This is a genomic window from Akkermansiaceae bacterium, from assembly GCA_017798145.1.
Lineage (GTDB): Bacteria > Verrucomicrobiota > Verrucomicrobiia > Verrucomicrobiales > Akkermansiaceae > Luteolibacter.
The window spans coordinates 1,617,798-1,639,526 of sequence record CP059069.1; the positions used below are offsets into that span (position 1 = coordinate 1,617,798).

Consider the following 21,729-nt stretch of genomic DNA (forward strand, 5'->3'; position numbering starts at 1 on the left):
CGAGTCCATCCCCGCGATCCACGGTGACCGCGCTTTTATCCTTTGCTCGGACGGATTTCTGTATTCATTCCAATGACCATAAGCCCCATGAACCTCCTTCAACGAACCTTCGCCGCAGCCTTATCGTTTGCCGCCTTCGCGGCATCGGCTCATGCCGAGAGCAAGACCCCGCCGGCAGGCCCCCCGTGGACCAAGGATTTCCTCGAAGCGCATCGGATGGCATTCGAAAGGAAAAAGCCGATCTTCATCTATTCTACCAAGACGCACTGTCCGCACTGCATCGTAATGGAAAAGGGATTACTCTCGGATCCCAAGCTCGCGGAGTTTTATGATGATGTGATCTGGATGTATCTCTTCCAGGACTTCAGCGGCAGCGAAGCGGACCGCGCCGCCCAACGTGTGGCGCTTCGCTTCGGCATCAGTGCCTACCCGCAGCACTTCCTGGTCGATCCCTACTCGCTCGAAGTCATCGCAGACACCGACCGGTCGCTCGCCAGTTTCTCGGCCGCCGTCAAGAGCGCGAAAGTTGGTGAAGCAGGCGCGTTGACCCACGAATTGCTGCGCAAGGCGGATGCCCGGGCCGTGGAAGTGGAGACGAACCTGACCGACGGGCGCGCCATCGCCGCCCTCGGGGATCCGGATGTTGTGGTGCGTCTTCTGGCCTTGCGGCACCTGAAGGACTCGAAGCCTGAGGCCATCGCCGCCAAGGCGGCAGAACTGCTTGCGATTCCGAATGACCACATCCGTTTTCTGGTTTGCGAGGTACTCGCGGAAAGCGGCGGGGCGGAACACGAGGAAAGCCTCCTGCCACTCGTCCGCGATCCGGTGGGGAGCAAGAACCCGAACGTGATGCGGATGAAGGCGGTTCAGGCCTTGGGAAAACTGGGCGCGGGCCACGCTGTCGAAGCCATCCGCCCGCATGCCGTTACGGGCAAGTGGTTCAATGGGCTGACCAGCGTTTCCGTGGATGCCCTGGCGGCGATTGCGGGCCGATCACCGAACCAGCGTGCCGCCGTGAAAGAGGCTCTGATCGCCGCCTACCCGGTGCCCCCGCCACCCGGTGATGAACGCCAGGACAGGGCGTGCCGAGACCTCGCGGAGCGGATTCACAGGGCTCTGTCGGATCTGACTGGAAAATCCGTGCCTTTCCCCGAGACCTACAACGCGCCCGCCCGGACCCTGTTGCAGAAGGCTTGGTGATGCTCCCAGACTCGTGGTGTGGCGCACCCGCGTGGACGGCATCTTCCACGAATCCATCCCCGCGATCCACGGTGACCGCGCGCTCATCCTTTGCTCGGACGGCTACCTGTATGCGTTTGAGTGAGCATGCCCCTCACCTTCAAAGTCTTTCCAAACCCGAGAATTGCTTCTTAATCCAACCCATGTATCGCCTCCTGCTCGTTTCATCAGCCCTTCTCATCTCCGCCTCCGCCGGGGTCGAGCGCCGCACCCTGAACAACGGCAATCTCATCCTTGAGGATATTCCCGAAATCCCTGCCCGGCTCGCGGACGACATGAACCAATACCAGAACGTCCGCTCCGCCGGTCACCTCGACTGGTCGCTGGACGGCAAGAGCATGTTCATCGCCACACGCTTCGGCGAAGTCAGCCAGATCCACCGTGTGGACGCACCCGGTGGAGCCCGCCACCAGCTCACGTTTTTCAAGGAGCCGGTAAGCAGCACCTCCCGGCGCCCCAAGCACCACCAGCTCATTTTCTCAATGGATACAGGCGGAAGCGAGTTCACCCAGCTCTACCTGTTTGATCCAAGCAACGGCACCAGCCGTATCCTCACCGACGGAAAATCCAGAAACGGGGGTGCGAGCTGGGATCGTGAAGGCCGCTTCCTCGCCTACCAAAGCACGAAGCGCAACGGTGCGTCCAACGACATCTGGATGATGCAGCCGGACGAACCGGGCACCGACCGAATCCTTCTGGAATCCCCCGACGGCACGTTCTGGGGGCCGTCAGGATTTTCGGAAAAGAAACCGCTCCTCATCGTGCAGAACTACATCAGCGCGGTGAAGTCCCGCCTTCATCTGCTCGATACCGAAACGAGGAAGCTCACCCTCTTTGCCGGCGACAGTGACTCGCCCGGCCGCAACCTCGGCGCTTCCTTCGACCCCACCGAAGAGGGCCTGTTTTTCCTCACCGATCTCGGCGGCGAATTTCTCCAGCTCGCCCATCGCAAGCTCGCGGACGGAAGCGAAACATCCATCATCACCAAGGACATCCCATGGGACGTGACCTCCTATGCGCTGAGCGAGGATCGCAAGCGTGCCGCCTTCGTCACCAACGAGGACGGCCTGAGCCGCCTCTACCTGCTCGACCCCGTGACATTCCGATACAAGTGCCTTGAGAACCTCCAGGTCGGCCTGCTCGGCGGGATCAATTTCAGCCCCGACGGCAAACGCCTCGCGATGACGATGAACAGCGCCAAGACGCCGTCCGATGCCTTCGTGCTGACACTCGGGTCCGGCCCGCTCGATGCGGGCACGCTCATACGCTGGACATACTCCGAAGTCGGCGGCCTCGACACCGAGACATTCAGCGAGCCGGAACTCATCCGCTACCCTACTTTCGATCAGGTTGACGGCAAGCCGCGCACGATCCCCGCCTTCGTTTACAAACCGAAAAGCGACGGCCCGCACCCTGTGGTCATCTCGATCCACGGCGGGCCGGAGGCCCAGTCGAGGCCAGGGTTCAGCGGCGGCACCCAGCTATGGATCGACCAGCTCGGCACGGCGGTGATCTTTCCCAATGTCCGCGGCTCCGCCGGCTACGGAAAGGAGTTCCTCAACCTCGACAACGGCTTCAAGCGCGAGGATTCCGTGAAAGACATCGGGGCGCTGCTCGACTGGATCGCCACCCAGCCCGACCTTGACGAAAACCGCGTCGCGGTGATCGGCGGCAGCTACGGCGGATACATGGCCCTCGCCTGCGCCGTCCATTACAGCGACCGGCTCAAGGCCTCCATCGATGTGGTCGGGATCTCGAATTTCCTGACCTATCTCAAGAACACCGAAGGCTACCGGCGCGACCTCCGTCGCGTCGAATACGGTGACGAACGCGATCCTGCGATGCGGGCCCATCTCGAAAAGATCAGCCCCCTCACCAACGTCGATAAGATCAAAATCCCGCTCTTCGTCGTGCAGGGTGAGAACGATCCCCGCGTCCCCGTCACGGAGGCAGAGCAGGTCGTCAAGGCCGTGCGCGCCCAAGGGCAGAAGGTCTGGTATATGAACGCCCTCAACGAAGGGCACGGATACAGGAAAAAGGAAAACGCCGACATCTTCACCCAGGCCGTCGTCCTCTTCCTGAAACAGAACCTATGATTTCTTCCGCAGCCCGGTAAGGCCGGATGGAGATGCGCCAGCCGGGGCAAGCGACGGCCTTGGGTTGGCTCTTCCCTACATCCCGGTTGTCAGGGCTGGCGAGTTTCAAAAGTAGTTCCGGCATCGGATCGAGGACACCTCGGAAAACCGCCCCATCATTTGGTGGTAAGTTTCATGAATGATGATGATGGCGGGGTCGTGCTTCGGATCATCGCAGAAACTCACGTGGCGCGCGCCAGCACATCGATGCGGGCCTTCCGCTCGCCGGTCTTGCCGGGATCCGCGCCCGCTTCATGGGGTCATCAGGATCACGAACGGCTTGGCGACTGAGAACTCGAAATCCATTCCTTCGAACAGAGCCCGGCAAACGGCCGATGATTCCGGAGAAATGGATTCTCGTTTTTTCTTTCATGACGAGATCGGAGCTATTTCTGTTTCTGATACCATTGCTTGTTTCCCGCGAACCGGCCTTCGGGGTGGAACTTGTAGATCACGCGGAGATCCCTCTGCATGTAGTAGGTCTCCTTGGTTTTTCCGAAATCCACGAGGATCGTGTTTCCGGAAATTTTGTAGGTGAAAGGGCGGCTGGTGTTCTTCGGATCGGTTCGTGTGCCCGCTCCGCCCGCCTGGAATGCCAGCGTGTCGGTCTCGCCCTTCCATTGCCCTGCTATGGCGGCCGGCTTGATTTCATCCACCGGGAAAAAGGGGCTCAGGATCCTGTCAAGCTTGGCGGGCAGGGCATCGACCTTCGATTTTTCGAGCTTGAGATTCTCCGCATACAGCCCGGCGATTTTCAGTGTGGTCGCCTTGTATTCCGCGGGATAGCGGGGGTTGAAATACCCGTGGTTCATCTCCGGAAAGATGACGGCCTCGGCTTGCCCGCCTTGCCCGCGGAGCTTTTCCGCGAAGCGGATGCTCTGGGAGGAATGGGTCAGGATGTCCTTGCCGCCGTGGAAGAGCAGGGTCGCGGGCGGGTTTTTCCGGATGTGATGGAACGCGGAGGACGCGAGCTTCTGCTCCGGTGACGAGAGGCCGAAGAGAGAGCACGCCTTTTCATCCGGGAAGAGGGACTCCTTGTTGTTGGTGAAATCATAGACCCCGAAAAGCCCGACATAGGCCGCGCACGAGGGCATTTCCTGGGCGAGCATGGCGGACAATGGGGTTCCCGCCGAGCCGCCGGTGAAGGCGATGAGCGAGGTATCCGCCTTGTAGGTGGCAGCCCGTGCCTCGAACCATTGGATCGACGCGCGCAGGTCTTCCATGGCGAGCTTGAATGTCCCCTTCTGCACCTTGCAGCGGTAGGCGAGGCCGACATAGACGATGCCCAGTTCGTCGCTGAGGAACTTCGCTTCGGGCGGGACGCTTGCGGGAGGAACCACCGTTTCCGTGCCGCCGTTCCAGCCTCCGCCGTGCACGTTGTAAACGACGGGGAAGGGCCCCTTGCCTGACGAAGGGGTGATGATGAGGATGGGGATCTCGATGCCATTGACGCTCATCACAATGTCCCGGGTTTCCTGCGCGGCGCCGAGCGGCATCAGCAGGCAGGCGAGCAGGGCAAATGTCAGTTTCATGGATGATCGTTCGTTGGGTTCACCGGCAAGGCTGCCGGGCTTTCCCCGGTTGGGCGGGCCGTCGGCGAGAAGGATTTTTTCACGGGATGGGATCGTGATTACTCCTCGGCATTGATGAAGGGGACGGGCGGTCGCGGGCCATCGGGGCGGATGGTTTTGAAAACGGCTTGCAGCGTCGCCTTGGCGGCGGCGGCTTGGGGATCGGATGGGTCGGCGGGTTTCTCAAAAGGGAGGGCGCGGGCGTCGATCAATTTGCCGTTGTCGCGGAAGAGGCGGAAGCTGCCATCGAAGAGGGTTTCGCCGCCGAGTCTCCGGCTGAGCGCGTTGTGCGTCCATGGGCGGGGGATGCCGCTTTTGCCGTGGATCTGCGGCACGAGGCTGCGGCCATCGATGGCGATGGACGAGGGGATTTCCGTGCCGGTGAGTTCGCAGAAGGTGGGGAAAAGATCGACGACATCGACGAGGTCGTCGCAGACCTTGCCGGAGGGTAAGGAAGACGGCCCCCACACGAGGAGGGGGACGTGGCTGCCGCCGTCGTTGAGCTGGTTTTTGCCGCCGTTGACCTTGCCGGCGGTGGTGTGGCGGGTGTGTTCGCCCTCGCCCGGTTGCCCGGCTTTCGGGTTCTGGAAATCGGGTTCCCAGGTGCCGTTGTCGCCCATGAAAAAGACGTAGGTGTTGTCCCGGATGCCGAGGGCATCGACCTCGTCCAGAAGGCGCCCCACCAGCTTGTCCATGTAGTGGATGAAGTGCGGGAGGCTGGGCTTGCGCTTGAGTTTGCGATCGTCGGGGGTTTCCACGATGGGCCAGTGGGGGAGCAGCTCGTTGTGGACGATGAGGAACGGTTTTCCTTCCGCCTTGGCCGTGCGCATCTGAGCAATGACATAATCCGCGAGGACGTCCGGGCCGAAGCGGTCGGCGATGTCCTCTCGGATTTTGCCGTCCTGGTTGAAGGTCGGATTCCAGTGGCGGTCGGTTTTCTCACCGTCGCGCCAGATTTGCCAGGCGCACCAGGAGTCGAAACCGGCGTCGCGGATGTGGTTCGGGTGCCGCTGGAGGGTGGCGAGCTGCCATTTTCCGGTGAGGCTGGTCTCGTAGCCATTGGCGCGGATCTGTTGGGCGAAAGTCGGCATTTTCCGAAAATCCACCGCCTTGTCCGTGCCCAGGTGAACCGATAACACCGTGTCGTGCCCGTGCCGGTTGACATACAGCCCGGTGTGGAGGCTGACGCGCGAAGGCGTACAGACGGGGCTGGTGTAGGCGCGGCTGAAACGGAGGCCTTGTCCGGCCATGCGGTTGAGGTTGGGCGTTTCAAAATCCTGCCCGCCGTAGCAGTTGAGAGCCTCGTAACCGATGTCGTCGGCGAAGATCAGGAGGATATTCGGCGCTGCCGAGAGAGGAGTTGGTGTCAGGCAGAAGATGGCCGTGCACCAACCCGCCAGTTTCAGGTTCGATAGGGTTTTCATGAAAGAGTAGCCGCTGTTTATGGGTTGGAGAGATCGCCGGCAAGGCTGCCGGGTTTGCCCCAGTCCGGCGGGCGGTCCACGAAGGCCGGCACATGATAGCCGACCTCCTTGGCGAGGCGGTCATGCTCGGCGAGCAGCTTCGCCTTGAGGGGTGCGGCGGCGGGATCGTTGATGAGGTTGCGGGTTTCGTAGGGATCCGCCTTGAGATCGAAGAGTTCCGTCCACTGCCTGAACCCGCGGTATTTGATCAGCTTGGCGTCCTTGGTGCGCACGGCGGTGATGTCCGGCACGCGGGTGCCCTTCTGGTTTTCGGTGAAATATTCATAGAACCAGCTTTTCCTCCATGCGGGATCCTCCCCGGTGAGCAAAGGGCGCCAGCTGCGGCCCTGCATTTCCGGATGTGGGGAAACGCCTGCGAAATCCAGGAGCGATTTCGCCAGATCAAGGTTGAGCACCATTTCGTCAACGGTGCGTCCACGAGCTTTTTCGCCCAGGGCCGGGTAGCGAACGATGAACGGGACGCGGAGGCTTTCCTCGTAGGCGCTGCGCTTGTCGCCGGTGGCGTGCGCGCCGAGGTAGAAGCCGTTGTCGGAGGTGAAGACGACGATCGTGTCCGATGCGGAACCGGACTCATCGAGCGCCTTGAGCAAGCGGCCGATGCAGTCGTCCATCGCGGTGACGCAGCGGAAATAATTGAGGTTTGTGGGCTCTTTTTTCGGAACGGGTTTCGCCGCGCGCACAGGGTTCGGAGCGTAGATCGGCGGGGTGTTGACGTTCGGCACAGTCCGGGACAATTCGCCTGTGTAGAGATCCTTTGCGCGATCCGGCGGCTCCCATGGCTGGTGGGGGGTTTTGAAACCGAGGATGAGCGACCATGGCTTGGCGGAGGCTTTCTGCTTTTCGATGAAATCGATCGCATAGTCCGTCGCCACGTCGTCCACCCAGCCCTTGGTGGGCGTGTTCTTGCCATCGACGATGTAAGGGCAGTCCTGGTAGCGCCCATGGCCCACGTAGGTGGCGGCATAGTCGAATCCCGGGCGCTCGCGCTGACTGCCCATGTGCCACTTGCCGACGTAGGCGGTGGTGTATCCGGCGCTCCGAAGCAGCGTGGCGTGGGTGATGTTTTTGACCGGAAAGGGGCGGAAGTTCGAGGCGATGCCGTTGCCTGCGTCATGGTTGTAGCGTCCGGTCAGGTTCACCGCGCGGCTCGGGGAGCAGAGCGAGTTGTTCACGAAGGCATTGCGGAAACGAACGCCCTCGGCGGCGAGGCGGTCGAGGTTCGGGGTCTTGAGCCAAGGGAATCTCCCTTTTTCGCCCAGTTCCTTTTGCACCACCGAGAGAGCCTCGTAGGATTGGTCGTCCGTGTAGATGAAGAGGATGTTGGGTCTGGCTTGGCCCTGGGCTTCGGCTGCGCGCAGGGCGCATGGCAGCGCCGTGAGGATGATGGCAAAGAGGGTGGTGAACGGTGTGTGCATGGCCATGGTCTAGTTCGCGTTTTGAAATCCTGTTGCGAGCAGTTTGCGCAACTCCCCGGAGGTTTCCGCATACCCGGGCTTTCCGCCCAGGTTGTGGTATTCTCCCGTGTCTGCGTTGTGGTCGTAAAGCTCAATGCCGTCCTTTCCATCCTTGCCCCACTCCGTGTAGCGCCAGCGCTGGGTGCGGACGCTGCGCCCGACCGTTTTGCCTCGGTTCACCTGGGTGTAGGCCGCCTTTTTCCCCGGCAGCTTCGGGTCTTCCAGCACCGCGCGGAAGCTTTCGCCGGAAAGGGGATGCGGAGCCTTCAGGCCGGCGCAGTCGATGAGGGTCGGATAGATGTCAACGAACTCGATGAGCGCATGGGTAGGCTGCCCCATGCCCTTTGCGCCGGGCACCCATGCCATCATCGGAGCGCCGGCGCACCTTTCGTAAACGGTCACCTTGTTCCACCACTCGTGCTCGCCGAGGTGATAGCCGTGGTCGCCGATGAGGACGACGATCGTATCATCCCATAGCTTGAGGCGATCCATCGCGTCGAAGACTTTCCCAAGCTGCGCGTCGGTGAAGCTGACGCATGCCTGGTAGGCGCGCTTGAATTCGCGGCGCTCCCTGTCGGTGAACGATGCGAAGTCGGTGTGGTTCGGGATCGCATACCTGACCTGCTCGGAGCGGTCGTCGGGCTCCACCGCGAGCTTGGTTTCACCCTCCGGATAGAGATCGAAGTATTTTTTCGGCGCGATGAACGGGTCATGCGGCTTGTGGAATCCGAGTCCAAGGAAGAACGGCTTGTCGTGGTGTTCCTCAAGGATGCGGACGGCGGCCTTCGCGTTCAGCCCGTCCGCCTGATCCTCATCCCCGCCTGCCGCAGCCAGCCATGTGCACCATGGGATTTTTCCGTGGGTCAGGTTTCGCCCTTCACCCGTGCGTCCCAGCTTGGTGGCATCTTTCGTGCCGTCGTAGAAATGCTGCCACGAAAGCGGATCCTCGAAGAGCACCTGCTTGCCGTCCCTTGGTTCCGCGAGGTGGAAGATCTTGCCGATTCCCGCAGTGAAATATCCGTTCTGGCGGAACAGCTGCGGCAGGCTGACCAAATCCGCCATGGCCTTCCGGAAAGGAAGGGTGTTCGTCACGATGCCGGTCTCATCGGGCCGCTTGCCCGAAAGGAAAGACGACCGGCTCGGATTGCAGACGGGATACTGCGCATAGCCATTGTGGAACAGGACGCCCTTCTTCGCCAATCTGTCGATGTTCGGTGAGATGACCTCTTCAACGCCGTAACAGCCGAGCTCGGTGCGCAGGTCATCGACCACGATGAAAATGACGTTTCTCGGCTTCGCAGCCTCGGCACCGGAAATCGGCATTGAGCAGAGCGCCGATACGAGCGCAGACGTCACGAGATATTTCATTCTAACGATTGTTGTCATGCGGGGAACCCCCCTTCCGACCACGCTTTGGCCTGACATTATAGCAAACGTATTGCTCCATCTAGTCCACAATACGACGACAAAACTAAACCTGCAGGATCGGTTGCCCTCATCGGCCAATCAGGAAACCAAATGCTGCTACAACATGCAGTGAGGAAAACGGTCGGGACGGCCAGATTGACTCCACTCCGTTCCGTCTAAGCTATTTCAAAAAATCCTCCTCCGGATTTTTATAAGAGAAATTGCTCCGCTACGCGCGGCGGAGGCGTTCGATCGTTTCGCAGCGCGAAAGAGTTCTCACTGCCTGTCCCCGCCGAATAAAAAAACCACCCGACAAGGGGTGGTTTCTTAAAAATGGTCGGGACGGCCAGATTCGAACTGACGACATCCTGCTCCCAAAAGAGACCGTTTATCAACGATTGCTGGCACTGATTAGACCATTCGTTGTCATGGACACCATGTTCGGACCATTCCTGACTTTTAGGGTTGATTCGGTGACAATTTTACGTGCCGGTCACTCCCGGCTTTATCATGCCGATCGCAAGTTTGTGGGCTTCCCTGACGGTGCGCACCAATCGCCTTTGTGCGTCGCTGGCCTTGCCTTCCAGATACGTTCTCGTCATGTCGCGCAAGCGCCCTGAAGTGAGGGTTTTGCCGCCGTGGATCAGATTTCAATTTCGGATTCCCGACTCGGCCAGCGTCTTGGAAACGATGCGAAAACCGGCCTCGCTGGCGCGGTTACCCGTGCGCAAGGCCTCGACTTCCGCCGGAGTCTTGATCTGCCGCTCGGGGAAAGGCCCGTTGTCATCGGGATATCGAGAGTCATACCGGCTTCACGCAAGCCGATCATCGGATCACCAGAGGCTAGTCTCGGTTACCGGTGACTGTCACGGCGTGTTCCGCGCCAACCGGCATGGTCTGATCGTAGAGCACATTTTCTCGAGTGTCGGTGACAACCAACCGGATCGCATGGCCGCTGCGGCTGACATCCAGCGTATGGATGCCGCCGTAGCCGTGCAGGCGCCCGATTCTCATCGATGCCCACCCGTCGGGGAGCCGTGGTGTCGCTGCGAATGAGCGGAATCCGGTCGGCCTGAGCCCGAACATCCCTTCGATGAAAATCCTTGCGTAGAGACAGCTCTCGCCGGATAGGTGGGACATTCCGTGTTCGGGGAAAGCCTCGACCGCGTAAGGGACGTGACTGCCAAGCAGCCGTTGCCGGGTAAAGCTATCCAAGTATTGAATCCCCCGCTCGGTGTCTCCGGCGATGAACGTGGCGCGCAGGGCGAATAGGGTGGATCGATCCCAAAAGGTCTTGTCCTTGGCATCGGTGCGCAGCCCGTCGGAAGTCCACAACTCAGGGGAATAGACGGCATCGAGGGTGCCCTTTGCGCGATCCGTGATGCCGTAGGCCAGCGGCAGGCAGATCCAAGCCCGGAGGTTTTCCAAGCCCTCGTGGTAGCGGTAGGTTTCGAATCCGGAAACTGTCGCCCCGAAATGTTTCTCTATCGCCGCCCGCAGTTCCTCCGCCCGCTTCTGATAGATTTTGGCGCGTTCATCGGGCAATCCGAGCTCGCGGGAAAGATGGGTGGCGGAAACAAGGGCATCATAGGCTAGCGATGAGGTCGCAAGGTTGGTCTTGCCGGCTGAGAAACGGTTCTCCAGTTCATCGGAGTCCGAGGCGATCACTCCGTCCGCTGTTTTTTTCCGATCGCAGTATTCGAGGCACCATTCAATGAGCGGCCAGACTTCGTTTGCGATCTCCCTGTCGCCGCAGGTGAGGGCGAAACGCGTCGCTCCCTGCGCGACCATTGCGGCATCTCCGCGATCGCCGGCACCATTCCAGATCCCACGCCCTTCCGCTATGATGGACGAGGGAAGCGGATTGAAATCCGGGTTCATGTGTTTTGCAAACCAGGCAAAGGTCACGCGGGCGGATTCGATCCCGGCCGGATCGCCCAGATAGGGATGAAAGGGAGCCATATACTCCGCATTGTCGTTGCACCACATCGAGGCTAGATAGCTGTTACGGCCGCCGGGGCCTTGCATCAGTCCGCCACGGGTGGCGTTGATCGATTCGACGGTCCGCAGCTTTGCCATGGCGAACATCCTGTTGAGCGCCGGATCCGGAGTGGTGAGCTTCATGGCGGAGTCCAACCTGTCGGCCAAGGCTTTGCGGGCTGCCCATTCCGCGCCGATGTCGGGAAACAACGCCGCGTCGGCAGGCACTGCGCCGACCGCGCCTTCGCGCCCGGAAAATACCAGTCCCGCAGGCATGGTCGAACCCGGAGCGATGGAAAACTCCCCGGCTCCGATCCATTCGGTGCGCATCAGGTGGGGAGCCCATTTCCCATCGGCCGCAGGGATTTCCACTTCCTCGACTGTCCGTGGGATCGAGATGACCAGAGGCGAATCCCCGGTGTTCCTGAATTCCCAGCGTTCCAGAATTGCGGCCGACGCGGTCGATGCGAAAACCGTGCGCCGGATCTCAAGCGTCCCGGCAAGTGTCGTGATCGTCAGTCCTTCGCGGATGGAAACACGGACCAGCTTTTGATCCGGAAGGGGCTTGCCATCCAATGACGGCAGCGGGTCGTCCCCCGAATGGAAGGCATGTTTCACGCTGCCGTGCGTATCGTCCTTTTTCTGGCGCAACAATGGAAAGCGGACAATCCGGTTCAGCTCAGGAGCTCCGGTCGCGGAGACCTTCCACTCGATGATGGCATCCACCGTCCGCCCTCCCATCTCGATATGATCTGAATATTCGTCCTTTCCGGCCAACAGCGTCACGGCATCGGCGGAGATTCCGCTTTCCGCCCCGAGTGTCCAATGCTCTTCAGCGGTGAGGCTGGGTGCCGCAGCGAGGAGGATGGGGAACGCGATCGTGAGGATTCTGGGGATATTCGGAGTCATGACAGTGGGGAGATTGGAATCAATCGACATCCGTCCGGAAGGGCGAGGCGGGAAGGCCTTCTCTATTGAAGAGGTTGACGTCGGGGACGTTCGCCCAACCATAGCGGACGGCTTGCGGATCGGCCACGCCATCGGCGGATACGACTATCGTGGAACCTTCGATTTCCGCCCTGGCGGGCACGAATTCCTTGTCCTTCCCGGCAATGGTGAATCCTTTGAGCGGCCCGTCTTTTGCCATCAATCCACCGCCAACGTGCTGGAAGCTGAGAATGATTTTTCCGATTTCCACCTTCATCGAATCGTAGAGCGGACCCGAGTATTCGATGGCCTCGCCGTAGGCTAGGGCGCGGGCGGCGATAGCGAGGCGCTGGCCGACGGGTTCCTTTTGCTTGGGGTGGATGTCATCGGCGTCGCCGAAATCCGTGGTGACCGTCATCGCGGTGTTCTTGACTTTGCCAAGGGAGAGGAACTGCGCCTCGCGGATCTCGGGCGGCATCCCACCCCAGGGTGCGACCTGGACGTAGAGGAAGGGAAAATCGCCTTGCTTCCAACGCGTCCGCCAGTCGGCGATCATCGCGGGGAAAAGTGTTAGATATTCCTTCGCGCGGCCGGAGTTCGACTCTCCCTGATACCAGAGGACACCCTTGATGCCGTAGGGGACAAGCGGGGCGATCATACCGTTGAAGAGGACTGCGGGATCGGTGGGCTGGCCTTCGGGCGGCACGGGAGCCTTGGGCGGACGCGGGGGTCTGGGCCGGCGGGGCGCGGGCTGGCCGGCCTCCTTGGCTTTTGCCACAGCCTCATTCCATGCCTTGAGCTTTTCCTTTTGCACCTTGGCTTTGGTCTCGTTCCATTCAGCCAACCGTGTCTCATGCTCGGCGAGTTTCGCGGGATATGTGGCGGTTTCGGCTTCGTAGTTTTCCCGCCTGCGGATGACGGCATCGACGTATTCCTGCATTACGGGATCCGTTTTCAGCCCTTCGAGGCTGGTCCATGCCTGCGCGGGTGTGGCGCCTAAGGCGGAATGGATCAAGCCGATCGGCACGCCGAGCTTGCGGTGGATGTCACGGGCGAAGAAGTAGCCGACTCCGGAGAATTCGTTGACGGTTTCGGGCGAGCAAGCGATCCAAGCTCCTTTCGCTTCCGCAAGCGGGGTTAAGGAAACGGTGACTGGCACCTTGAAGGAGCGGATTTCCGGGTAGTTCGCTTTCGGAGCCTCCTCCGCAGCGTTGTGCACCCTTGAGAAAAGCAGGTTCATGTTCGATTGCCCGGAGCAGAGCCAGACCTCGCCGACGAGCAGGTTGTTCACGGTGACGGTGTTGTCGCCGGTAAGGGTCATGGTGAAGGGGCCGCCTTCCTTGAGGGGGTCGAGATGCACACTCCACTTGCCATTGGCGGCGGTGGTGGTCGCCTTCTGCCCCTGGAACTCGACCGTGACCTTCTCGCCATCGCGGGCGGTGCCCCAGACCGGGATCGCCTGTCCACGTTGCAACACCGCACCGTCGGAGAACAGTGTGTTAGGCTTTACCTCGGCGCACAGCGAGCTGGTTAAAGCCGCAGCTATGGCGAGGACGGAGAAGTTAGGGTGCATGTCTTGACTACTTGGGCTGACCCAGGGTTTTGAGACGTTCGAGAATTTCCACGGCGCGTTTCGCTTCTTCGGTGCGGCGGTATTCAAGGCGCGCCTTCGCATCGTCTTTTCTCTCTTTATCAATCTCACGCGAGATGGGTTTCACGGCCGGGTCCTCTTCTTCGGGCAAGTCCCAGTCATCGGTGCGGAAGCTCGCCAGCGGGATATCCTGATCCCCGTTGCACTTGAGGTTGCCGATCGGGCAGTTCCCCCAGGCGTAGCGGACGGCGACGGGCTTTTCCACCAGCGGGCTCCAGACCTGGATCGTCCGGTTGGCTTGCTGGCGGGCGTCTTTCTTTTCCCAGGCCTGAAAGCGGGCATGGGCCATGTAGAACTTGCCGTCCTCGCCGGCGATCGAGAAACCGCGCGGAATTTTCTCCCCGTCGTCCGGCAGCACCCTCCCGTCGAAGGTAAGAACCATCATGTCGTCCTTGGGCTCCGCCGAAACCAGATTCACCGATTTCCAATCGAATCCTTTGACCTCGTAAACCTCACTGAGCGCCCAGCGTGCCGCACGCCAGCCGTGCTCGCGTTTCTTGTTCGGATGCAGGCCGGGTGCCTGCACGTCATATCCCGGGATGAACACCGCGGGCCCCGTGCCCGCGGCCTCGGCAAGCCCAAGCCGCTGTGATTCGCGGATGTAGGGCCCGGTATCGATCGATCTCTCCTCGAAATTTTCCCCGTTCTGCATCTGCCCGCCATCGGCGCAAAAACCGATGATCCCGACGGCCAGATTCGGATCGTTGAAGTCCTCGCGCCAGCCCTCGACCATGAGTTCCATCAGCTTGCGGTAGCGTTTGGGCCGGCAGTTGTCCCCTATCGTGTTGTTGTAACCCTGGTGGAACAACACGCCCTTGATGTTGTAGCCCTTGAAGACGCCGAAATAGCCGTTGTGCACGCTGGCCATGTCACTCGGGCTTTTCCCCGGCACGTTCCATGAGCGCAGGTTCTTCGGATCGGGTCTTTCCGGCTCGGGTTGTTTCAATCTCTTGGCGCGTGCCTTTTCGGCCTCCCAGATGCGGTCCGCTTCGGCCTCGGGGTCGAAGGCGGCCATCCGGGCTTTCACGTGGTCCGCGTATCGCTTGGTCAGCGGATCCTCATCGAACTTGTGGAGCGGCACCATGCTTTCGATCGAAGCCCCTCCCCGCGCGACCTTGATCAGGCCGATCGGGATGCCGACCGAGCGCTGGACGTTCGAGCCGAACACGTAGCCGATGCCGGAAAACTCGGCCGCCGTCTCCGGGCTGGAGACCACCCAACCGCCGGTGGTCACCGCATCGGGTAGGATGTCATCCTGGAGTGACGCCTGTTCGTTGGTGGAGATCGAAAATAGCCGCAGGTTGGGAATGTTCGCCTGGGCGGCCAGGGTCCGGCCATTGGTGCTTTGCAGGGGGAAAGCCATGTTGCTCTGCCCGTGCATCACCCACACGTCGCCAACGACGATGTTCGACAGCTCCACCTTCTCGGTGCCGGAGTTGACGGTCAGGGTCTGCGGTTCGGCGCTGGCTTCCCGTTCGGGCAGGGTCACCTCCCAGCGCCCTTTGCCGGCGTAGGCCTCGCTTTGTCCGAAGACATTCACGGGTGCCGCTTTCGCCACGACGGCGGTGGCGGTGTCCGTGCCGAGTTTCACGGAAACCTCGTCACCGGGTTTTCCCCAGCCCCAGATCTTGATCGGTTTGCCGCGCTGCAGGACCATGTCGCTGGAGAAGATATTGTGAAGCTTGAGGATCTTTGCTTGGGCTGCCACTTGTGCGGAAGCAAGCGGAGTGAGGAGCACCATGCAGAGCATGGCAGCGAGCGAGCGGATGGTTGTTTTCATGAGGTCAAATGGGGTGAGTTTATTTTCCTGCGGCAATCGCCTCCTGCATGGAAATCAGTTTACGCGGTGGATTCGGATCGCCCTCAACGGCTTTCACCATCGCTTGATACAGGTTCCCCGCACGCTTGAAATTCGTATCTTTCAGGCCTGCTTGATACTTTTCCAAAGCCCCCTTCGCCGCGGAACCGTAGGCGGAGAGCGCCACCCAGGTGGCGCGGTGGCAGAACATGGCTTTCGATTTGGGGCGGAACTCGGGGATCCTCAGCGCGTAGTCGAGACCCTCCCTGATGTTCAGGCTCGCCAGCAGAGCGATGGCCGGACCGACGTCCTGCTGGGGCGCGCTGTAGCTTGTCCAGTCGGGATCCTTGCCTTCGATCACGTGGATGACACTGTCCGCCACGAGGTGGAAGTCTTCCAGCGGCATCCCCACCAGCATATCCATGCCGTATCCCCTCGGATGTTGGTCCCGGTCACCCGCCAACCTGAGCGCGACCCGGTAAAGCAGCTCTTTGTCAGTCACCAGATCCGACTGAAAAGGATGCGCGCAAAGGGTGTTGAGGAGCTTTCCAAAGTTCACCTCTTCGGTGGTGTCAGCCAACTTGAGAAGATCCATGTAGTATTTCTGTGCGGGCGCTCCCATGTAGGCGATCGACTGGGCCGCGGCTTCCCGGAGTTCTTCGGATTCCTTCGAATCTGTCAGGACTGCACCGATCGCAGGAAGCAGCGGCAGTTTGACTTCGGGCTTGATCCACCAACCGAACTGGCTGATGGCCGTCATTTTCTGCTGATCCGTGCCGGTCTTGAGCCATTCCACGTAAGAGGGCGTCAGTTCCTCCCTGTGGGAGCCCAGTGCCCCTATCGCCATGCGCCTGATCTGGGGCATGGGATGGCTGTTGGAAATCTCCAGAATCTCCTTCGGGCTCTTGTCCTTCAGATCGGTCTTGCTGACCATGATCGTTTCCATGACCTCATCGCCCTTCGCCCAAATGGAGGGGTCCATCTCACGGCCGGTGACGATGAGCGCCTTGCGCCCGAGGCAGTGGTTCAGAAGCGCCACGCCATCGATGTTTCCCGCCTTGTCATCGCCGGACCATGTGCCGTCACCATGGCGACGCATGTTGTAGAACCAGAGGGTTCGCTTGAAATGCTCGCTGGTCACTTCGGGACCCGAGCGGGCGGCTCCGATCGACGTCCACAATGGGTTGAAGAAGGCGCTTGCATGCCCTTGCTCCAGCTCATCGTAACTGGTGGCCGAGCAGATGGAATAGAACCTGGTCCCGGCTTTGTCGCCCAGCAGTTCGAGACAAACGGCCGCGGATCCGCTCATGCCGTTGTTGTTGAATCCGGCACTGTTGGAACTTCCCATACCATAGGGAAACGTCCCCTTGCCCACGTATATCTGGATATGGCTGTTTGTTGTCCGAATGGCCGCATCGAGCTTCGGATCGTTGACGCCCGCCTTCCTGGCCATGAGCATTCCCATCATGCAACTGAGCGTGGTCTGGTTCATCGGGCCGTAGCCGGGAATCCTGTTGAAATTGTTAGGGTCAGCCACACGGTGTCCGTAAACCCCGCGGCTATCCTGTCCCTTGGCGAGGCTCAAGGCCAGGGAGCGCAAGGCGGGCATGACGGACTCGTCCTTGGTCAGCATGTAATACTCCGCCAAAACGATGGCCCTGTAACCCCAATACCATGTGCAGTATTGGTGGGGAGACAGAAGTTCGCCATCGCCTTTCGCCCAGTCCTTGTTGCGTATCGATTCAAAGGCGGCCTCCATGTATTTCTTCTCGCCGGTCGCCATCAGGGCGAGTTCCTCGATGGCGAGCCGGTCTCCATGACCTTCCATCAGGCGCTCGGCCGTCATGGTGATGATCCTGTCGGTCTTGGCGCATGAGAACGGCGCGGTCTTGCTGTAGCTCCCCAGAACCGGCAGCGTGATGGTGACGGTTTTGTTGCCTTTGAGCATGAGGGTCATTTTCCCGCCGGCTTCTTCCGTTTCCGCAAGGTCAATGGCTGCCGCCATGTCACGGCTGGCGTCCTTGAAAGCGGTGTTTCCCACGCCGACAATCACTTCCCCTTTCTTGAGAAAACCTTCGGCGGGTGATTGCTCCTGAACACCTGCAACCTGGATCTGATTCTTCGAAACGGAACCGATGATCCCCGTGGGACCAACGATGGTGCCTGCCACTTCATTTTTGTCCGCCGCAAAGGAAAGGGCACCCGTGAGGAGCAGGATGCTGATGATGTTTCTCATACGTTCCTCAGTTGACCGGCGTGAGCGTGAAATCCCTGATCGCGATGCCTTTGCGCATGTCCTCGGGGCGGGCGAAGGTCAGGGTGTTGGAACCCGCTTTCAGATCCACGATGACGGGTGCGCTGGTTTCCCACAGACCCGCTTTGAAGGGGATCTCCATCTCCACCGGTTCCGCGCCGTTGGCGGAAACGAGCAGGCTCATGTCCCAACGGGAACTGGCCATTCTCGAAGTGAGGTCATATTTGCCAGCCTTCGGGGCTTCGAAGTTGTATTCCAGCAACTGCGAGCCGCCATAACGCGAATAGATCAGCTGCATGCCGCCGAGCTTGCTTTCCGCGAAGGAGACGGCGTTGTGCTGACCCCATGCGGCTCGCGCCACGTTGTCCGCAGGGATTTTGGTCGCGACGGCGGGGATGGTGATCACGCCTGAGGTGCCCACGCTCACCGCGCGTTCCGCTGCCGGGGCTTCCGTGACGGGGCTCGGGACTTTGTAGGGATTGATCCGGTTCGGCCTTTTGCCATCCGCAATGCGATCCTGCTCAATGATGGCAGCCGCATGCCAGATTTCGGGCACCACTTTGGGATCACGCATTCCGTAAACCTTGGGTTCGCCCATGACATCGCCGATCCATTGGGCGCGCTTCACCTTCATGAATTCGGTTTCGTTTTCGCGGGCTTGGGTGGTGGCCACGAAATGCATGTCCGCACCGTAGGGGGGGACGCGGGCACGGTTGCCGAAATCACCGCCGAGGTAGGTGAGCCAGCCATCCGGTGTCCACTGGACCAGCGTCGCGTGGCCGGGTTCGGGGCGAGCCAAGGTCGGGATACCGAAAGACTTGAGCGCAAAGCGCCCGAAGAAAGCGCGGCGTCCGCAAATCCCGCCATTGGCAAGGACGTTCTGCATGAACATCAGCTCGGGACGGTCTTCTTTGACAAACGAACTGGTATACTGGATTTCGGAATCGACGGATTGGCTGTAACGCAGGTCGTTGTAATCCCGCTGAATGAGATCCGGGCGATAGCTGCGCATCATTTCTCGGCACCAGGCATGGGCTTCGTCCGGATCCTCGCCGTCGACCACGGCGGTCAGCTCCCAAGTGGTGAGATCCTTGAATGCGGGATCGAGTTCGCCTGCGAGAAACGCTTTTTCGAAGCTCAGGTAACGCTTCAAGGGATCGATGGTTTCCGTGTAATTCTTGGGAGAATCACCATTCCGCATAAACATCGGCACGGCATGCTCCAGGCTTGTCGCAACCGCCAGTCTCTGCAGCACGCCTTCCTTGGCCTTCGGGCTGGCTTGCAGGATGGACTGGTAGATTTTCACCGCTTCGCCGTATTTGCCCCATTTGGCTCCGTCGGCGACGAGCATCTGCAGCATCAGCGGGGTGTCGGACAAAAGCTGATCTAGCAATTTTTTGTTCGTCGGGCTTTCCTGGGCGAACTGGGCGAGGAAACGCGGATGCCCCTCCGAAAGGACAACGAATTGGGCGAGCTTGGTGTCCAGCCTGTCGCTGGCGAGGATTCCGCCGAAGCCGAGGGAATCGAGGGCTTTGCGTGTCTCCACCTTCGCGCTCATGCCCGCTTGTTCCGCCGCTTCGACCTTTTTCATCAGCTCCGCCTGGACGGCAGCCGCGTTTTCGAAGGTTTTTTTGGCTTTCTCGACATCCGAAGGGAGCTTCTCCAACTGCTTTTTGGCGCTCTCCAACTGCTTCTGTTGATCCGCAACGAGCTTGGCTTTGGCGGGATCGCTGTCCGGCAATGCGACCAGCTCCTGCAGTTTCCTCTCGGCGGCCGTCACGCGGGAAGGAGCACTGCGCAGTTGCTCGACAAGGGCGTTGTATTTGTCCTCGCTCTGGCGCGAGATGCGCAGCGATTTGTCAACCGCAGCGAGCTCTTTCTGGGAGCCGAGCTCCGCTTTCAGCAATTCAATCAGGGCGGCCTGCTTCGCATCATCCACCGTAGGGATTTCCCTTTGGATCTCCTCGCGCAGCGAGTTGAGCATCGCGGTGTATTCCGCCTCGAGCTTGATGCCTTCCGGAGTGAGATCCACAAGGGTTTCCTTCATGTTGCCGTCTTTGCGCAGCTTGATTTGCGGTGCCTCGGGTGATGCCGCCACGGCGAATACCGAGAGAAGGGCGAAGCCGCAAAGGGCTGCGAGGATGGACGAATGATGCTTCATGGGCTGGTTTTCTGAAATGTGTTGAGACAGCGACTGTCGTCTGCGCCGAACCACTGGCTGACGATACCATGGTTCGAGTGCATTTCTCGCGGATGAAATCCGAAATCTTCCTTGGCAACCGTATCTCAAAAAGTTACAGTTATTGCGGGATTTCGCATCCTTGGATTCCCGGGGATGGAACGTATCAAGGCGCGCCCGGGATCATCCCCAGGCGCTGGGTGCCCCGCACCGCCTCTAGGCTCTCAGGAACTGCCGGATGGCCCCGACCTGATCCAGCTTTTTGCGCGACATGTCCAAGTCAAGGTCGCCGTAGTGTTGGATCGGGTTTCCATGTGCGTTGAGAAGCGTGGTGTACCAGTTGCCGATGGTCTTGTGGCCTTCGGTCGCGTGGTAAGGCAGGCGGGTGTAGCGGCCGAGGATGTCCAGGGCGCACTTGTCCCCGGCGACGATGACAAACGGAGCCTCCCAGCCCAGGCCGTGGTGGGTTTCGCCACCTTCGGGGAAATACATGATCATGGTGTGGTCGAACATCGTGCCGTTTCCCTCGGGGATGGCTTTGAGTTTATCGGCAATGGTCTTGACCTGGTTGATGTGGGAATGGTGGATCTTTTCCCGGATTTGCGGTGCGGTAACGCCGGAGTAGCCGCCATTGTGGCCGACCTCATGGATGGAGATGCGATCGGTCTCGTTGCCGGGCAGCCCGATGATCGGCGTGTTGAGCATGTCGATCGTGTACGTCACGACGTTGGTGAGCCCGCTGGCAAGCGCGGCCACCAGGACATCGGTCATGGCCTCTTGCTTTTGCATGTTGTTGGCCAGCGGCCCGCCGTTTGCGTGGATCGGGTCGATCTTGGGGAGGAATTGCTTGATGGTGCCGGACATGGTCGCGAGCCGCTCGTTGCGGGCTTGGATCTCTTCGATCGAGGAGATGTGGCTGGAGAGTTTTTCCTTCTCATAGCCATGCAGCAACTTGGTTTTCAGGTTTTCTTCGTTCTCCAGGAAGGCGAGCATCTTATTCCCGGAACCCGCCGACTTCGGATCGACCGCCGACCGGAACAGTTCATTGTAGGCGGTCATCGGATCGGTGTAGCAGTAGTTGCGCTGATGCGGGCCGGGCGCCGAGTATCCGGGTTGGATGCCGGTTTCGAAATTGGCGTCATTGCCACGCAGCGCGAGTTCGACGTGGCCGAAGGGCGACGGGAAGAGCTTTGCGAGCTCGAAGTCGATGGTCGCGCGCTTGATGCCGCTGAGCGAGTTCCCGCCGGACTTGTAGGCGCCCATCACGGAAGACCAGGAGTAGTGGCCGTTTTCGCTCATCCTTGTGGAGAAGCCCTGGATGAGCGCCATGTTCGACTTGTAGCCTTCGAGCGGGCGCATCCATTCCTGCAATTCGTGATCGCGCAGATCGGTTTCGAACGGCTGTTTCTTTTTCTCGAGGTTCGCCTGGTCTGCGGTGAAAGTGGGCAAAGCGAGATCATTGGGTCGTTGTCCGTTGGCCTTGCGGATGAAGACAAAGCGCCGGGGCACGCCGCCCAGCAGGCTGGGCGTCACGCCTTTCACCCCGTCCTGGACGGTGTTGGCGAGCAGCGAGCTGAAGGTGGGGGCGAGGGCGAAGCCGCCCACGCCGAAGGCGGATGTTCTGAGGAAGGATCTGCGGGTGGTGTCCAT

At 60.3% G+C, this 21,729-nt stretch carries 13 protein-coding genes; 2 read left to right on the top strand and 11 right to left on the bottom strand.

What is annotated here, in order from left to right:
- Positions 1–87 precede the first annotated feature (87 nt).
- Together HZ994_06820 and HZ994_06825 are read left to right on the top strand one after the other, a co-directional pair.
- The gene (locus HZ994_06820; protein ID QTN32054.1) at positions 88–1,200 is read left to right on the top strand and encodes a thioredoxin family protein; all 1,113 of its coding nucleotides are present in this window, start codon (positions 88–90) and stop codon (positions 1,198–1,200) included.
- Between the two features lie 182 nt (positions 1,201–1,382).
- Complete coding sequence (locus HZ994_06825) at positions 1,383–3,335, top strand: S9 family peptidase (GenBank protein QTN32055.1); 1,953 nt, start codon at positions 1,383–1,385, stop codon at positions 3,333–3,335.
- Between the two features lie 425 nt (positions 3,336–3,760).
- Here the strand turns inward: HZ994_06825 and HZ994_06830 are convergent, their stop codons facing one another.
- From HZ994_06830 to HZ994_06880, 11 genes are all read right to left on the bottom strand, one after another.
- Positions 3,761–4,906, bottom strand: coding sequence for an alpha/beta hydrolase fold domain-containing protein (locus HZ994_06830; protein QTN32056.1), 1,146 nt, complete (start codon positions 4,904–4,906; stop codon positions 3,761–3,763).
- 98 nt (positions 4,907–5,004) lie between these two features.
- The gene (locus HZ994_06835) at positions 5,005–6,369 is read right to left on the bottom strand and encodes a sulfatase-like hydrolase/transferase (protein QTN32057.1); all 1,365 of its coding nucleotides are present in this window, start codon (positions 6,367–6,369) and stop codon (positions 5,005–5,007) included.
- 17 nt (positions 6,370–6,386) lie between these two features.
- Positions 6,387–7,850: a sulfatase gene (locus tag HZ994_06840; protein QTN32058.1), complete on the bottom strand. Its 1,464-nt coding sequence runs from the start codon at positions 7,848–7,850 to the stop codon at positions 6,387–6,389.
- A gap of 3 nt (positions 7,851–7,853) precedes the next feature.
- Positions 7,854–9,269 (bottom strand): sulfatase, encoded by a 1,416-nt coding sequence (locus HZ994_06845; protein QTN32059.1) that lies wholly within the window; start codon positions 9,267–9,269, stop codon positions 7,854–7,856.
- A 503-nt stretch (positions 9,270–9,772) separates the two neighbouring features.
- Positions 9,773–9,892, bottom strand: coding sequence for a M24 family metallopeptidase (locus HZ994_06850; GenBank protein ID QTN32060.1), 120 nt, complete (start codon positions 9,890–9,892; stop codon positions 9,773–9,775).
- Between the two features lie 241 nt (positions 9,893–10,133).
- Complete coding sequence (locus HZ994_06855) at positions 10,134–12,179, bottom strand: hypothetical protein (GenBank protein ID QTN32061.1); 2,046 nt, start codon at positions 12,177–12,179, stop codon at positions 10,134–10,136.
- A gap of 19 nt (positions 12,180–12,198) precedes the next feature.
- Positions 12,199–13,770, bottom strand: a complete 1,572-nt coding sequence (locus HZ994_06860) for a sialate O-acetylesterase (protein ID QTN32062.1) — start codon at positions 13,768–13,770, stop codon at positions 12,199–12,201.
- Between the two features lie 7 nt (positions 13,771–13,777).
- Complete coding sequence (locus HZ994_06865; GenBank protein QTN32063.1) at positions 13,778–15,628, bottom strand: hypothetical protein; 1,851 nt, start codon at positions 15,626–15,628, stop codon at positions 13,778–13,780.
- Positions 15,629–15,647: 19 nt separating this feature from the next.
- On the bottom strand, positions 15,648–17,882 hold the full coding sequence (locus HZ994_06870; GenBank protein QTN32064.1) for a hypothetical protein: 2,235 nt from the start codon (positions 17,880–17,882) through the stop codon (positions 15,648–15,650).
- A 7-nt stretch (positions 17,883–17,889) separates the two neighbouring features.
- Complete coding sequence (locus HZ994_06875; protein QTN32065.1) at positions 17,890–20,061, bottom strand: hypothetical protein; 2,172 nt, start codon at positions 20,059–20,061, stop codon at positions 17,890–17,892.
- Positions 20,062–20,295: 234 nt separating this feature from the next.
- Complete coding sequence (locus HZ994_06880) at positions 20,296–21,729, bottom strand: DUF1552 domain-containing protein (GenBank protein ID QTN32066.1); 1,434 nt, start codon at positions 21,727–21,729, stop codon at positions 20,296–20,298.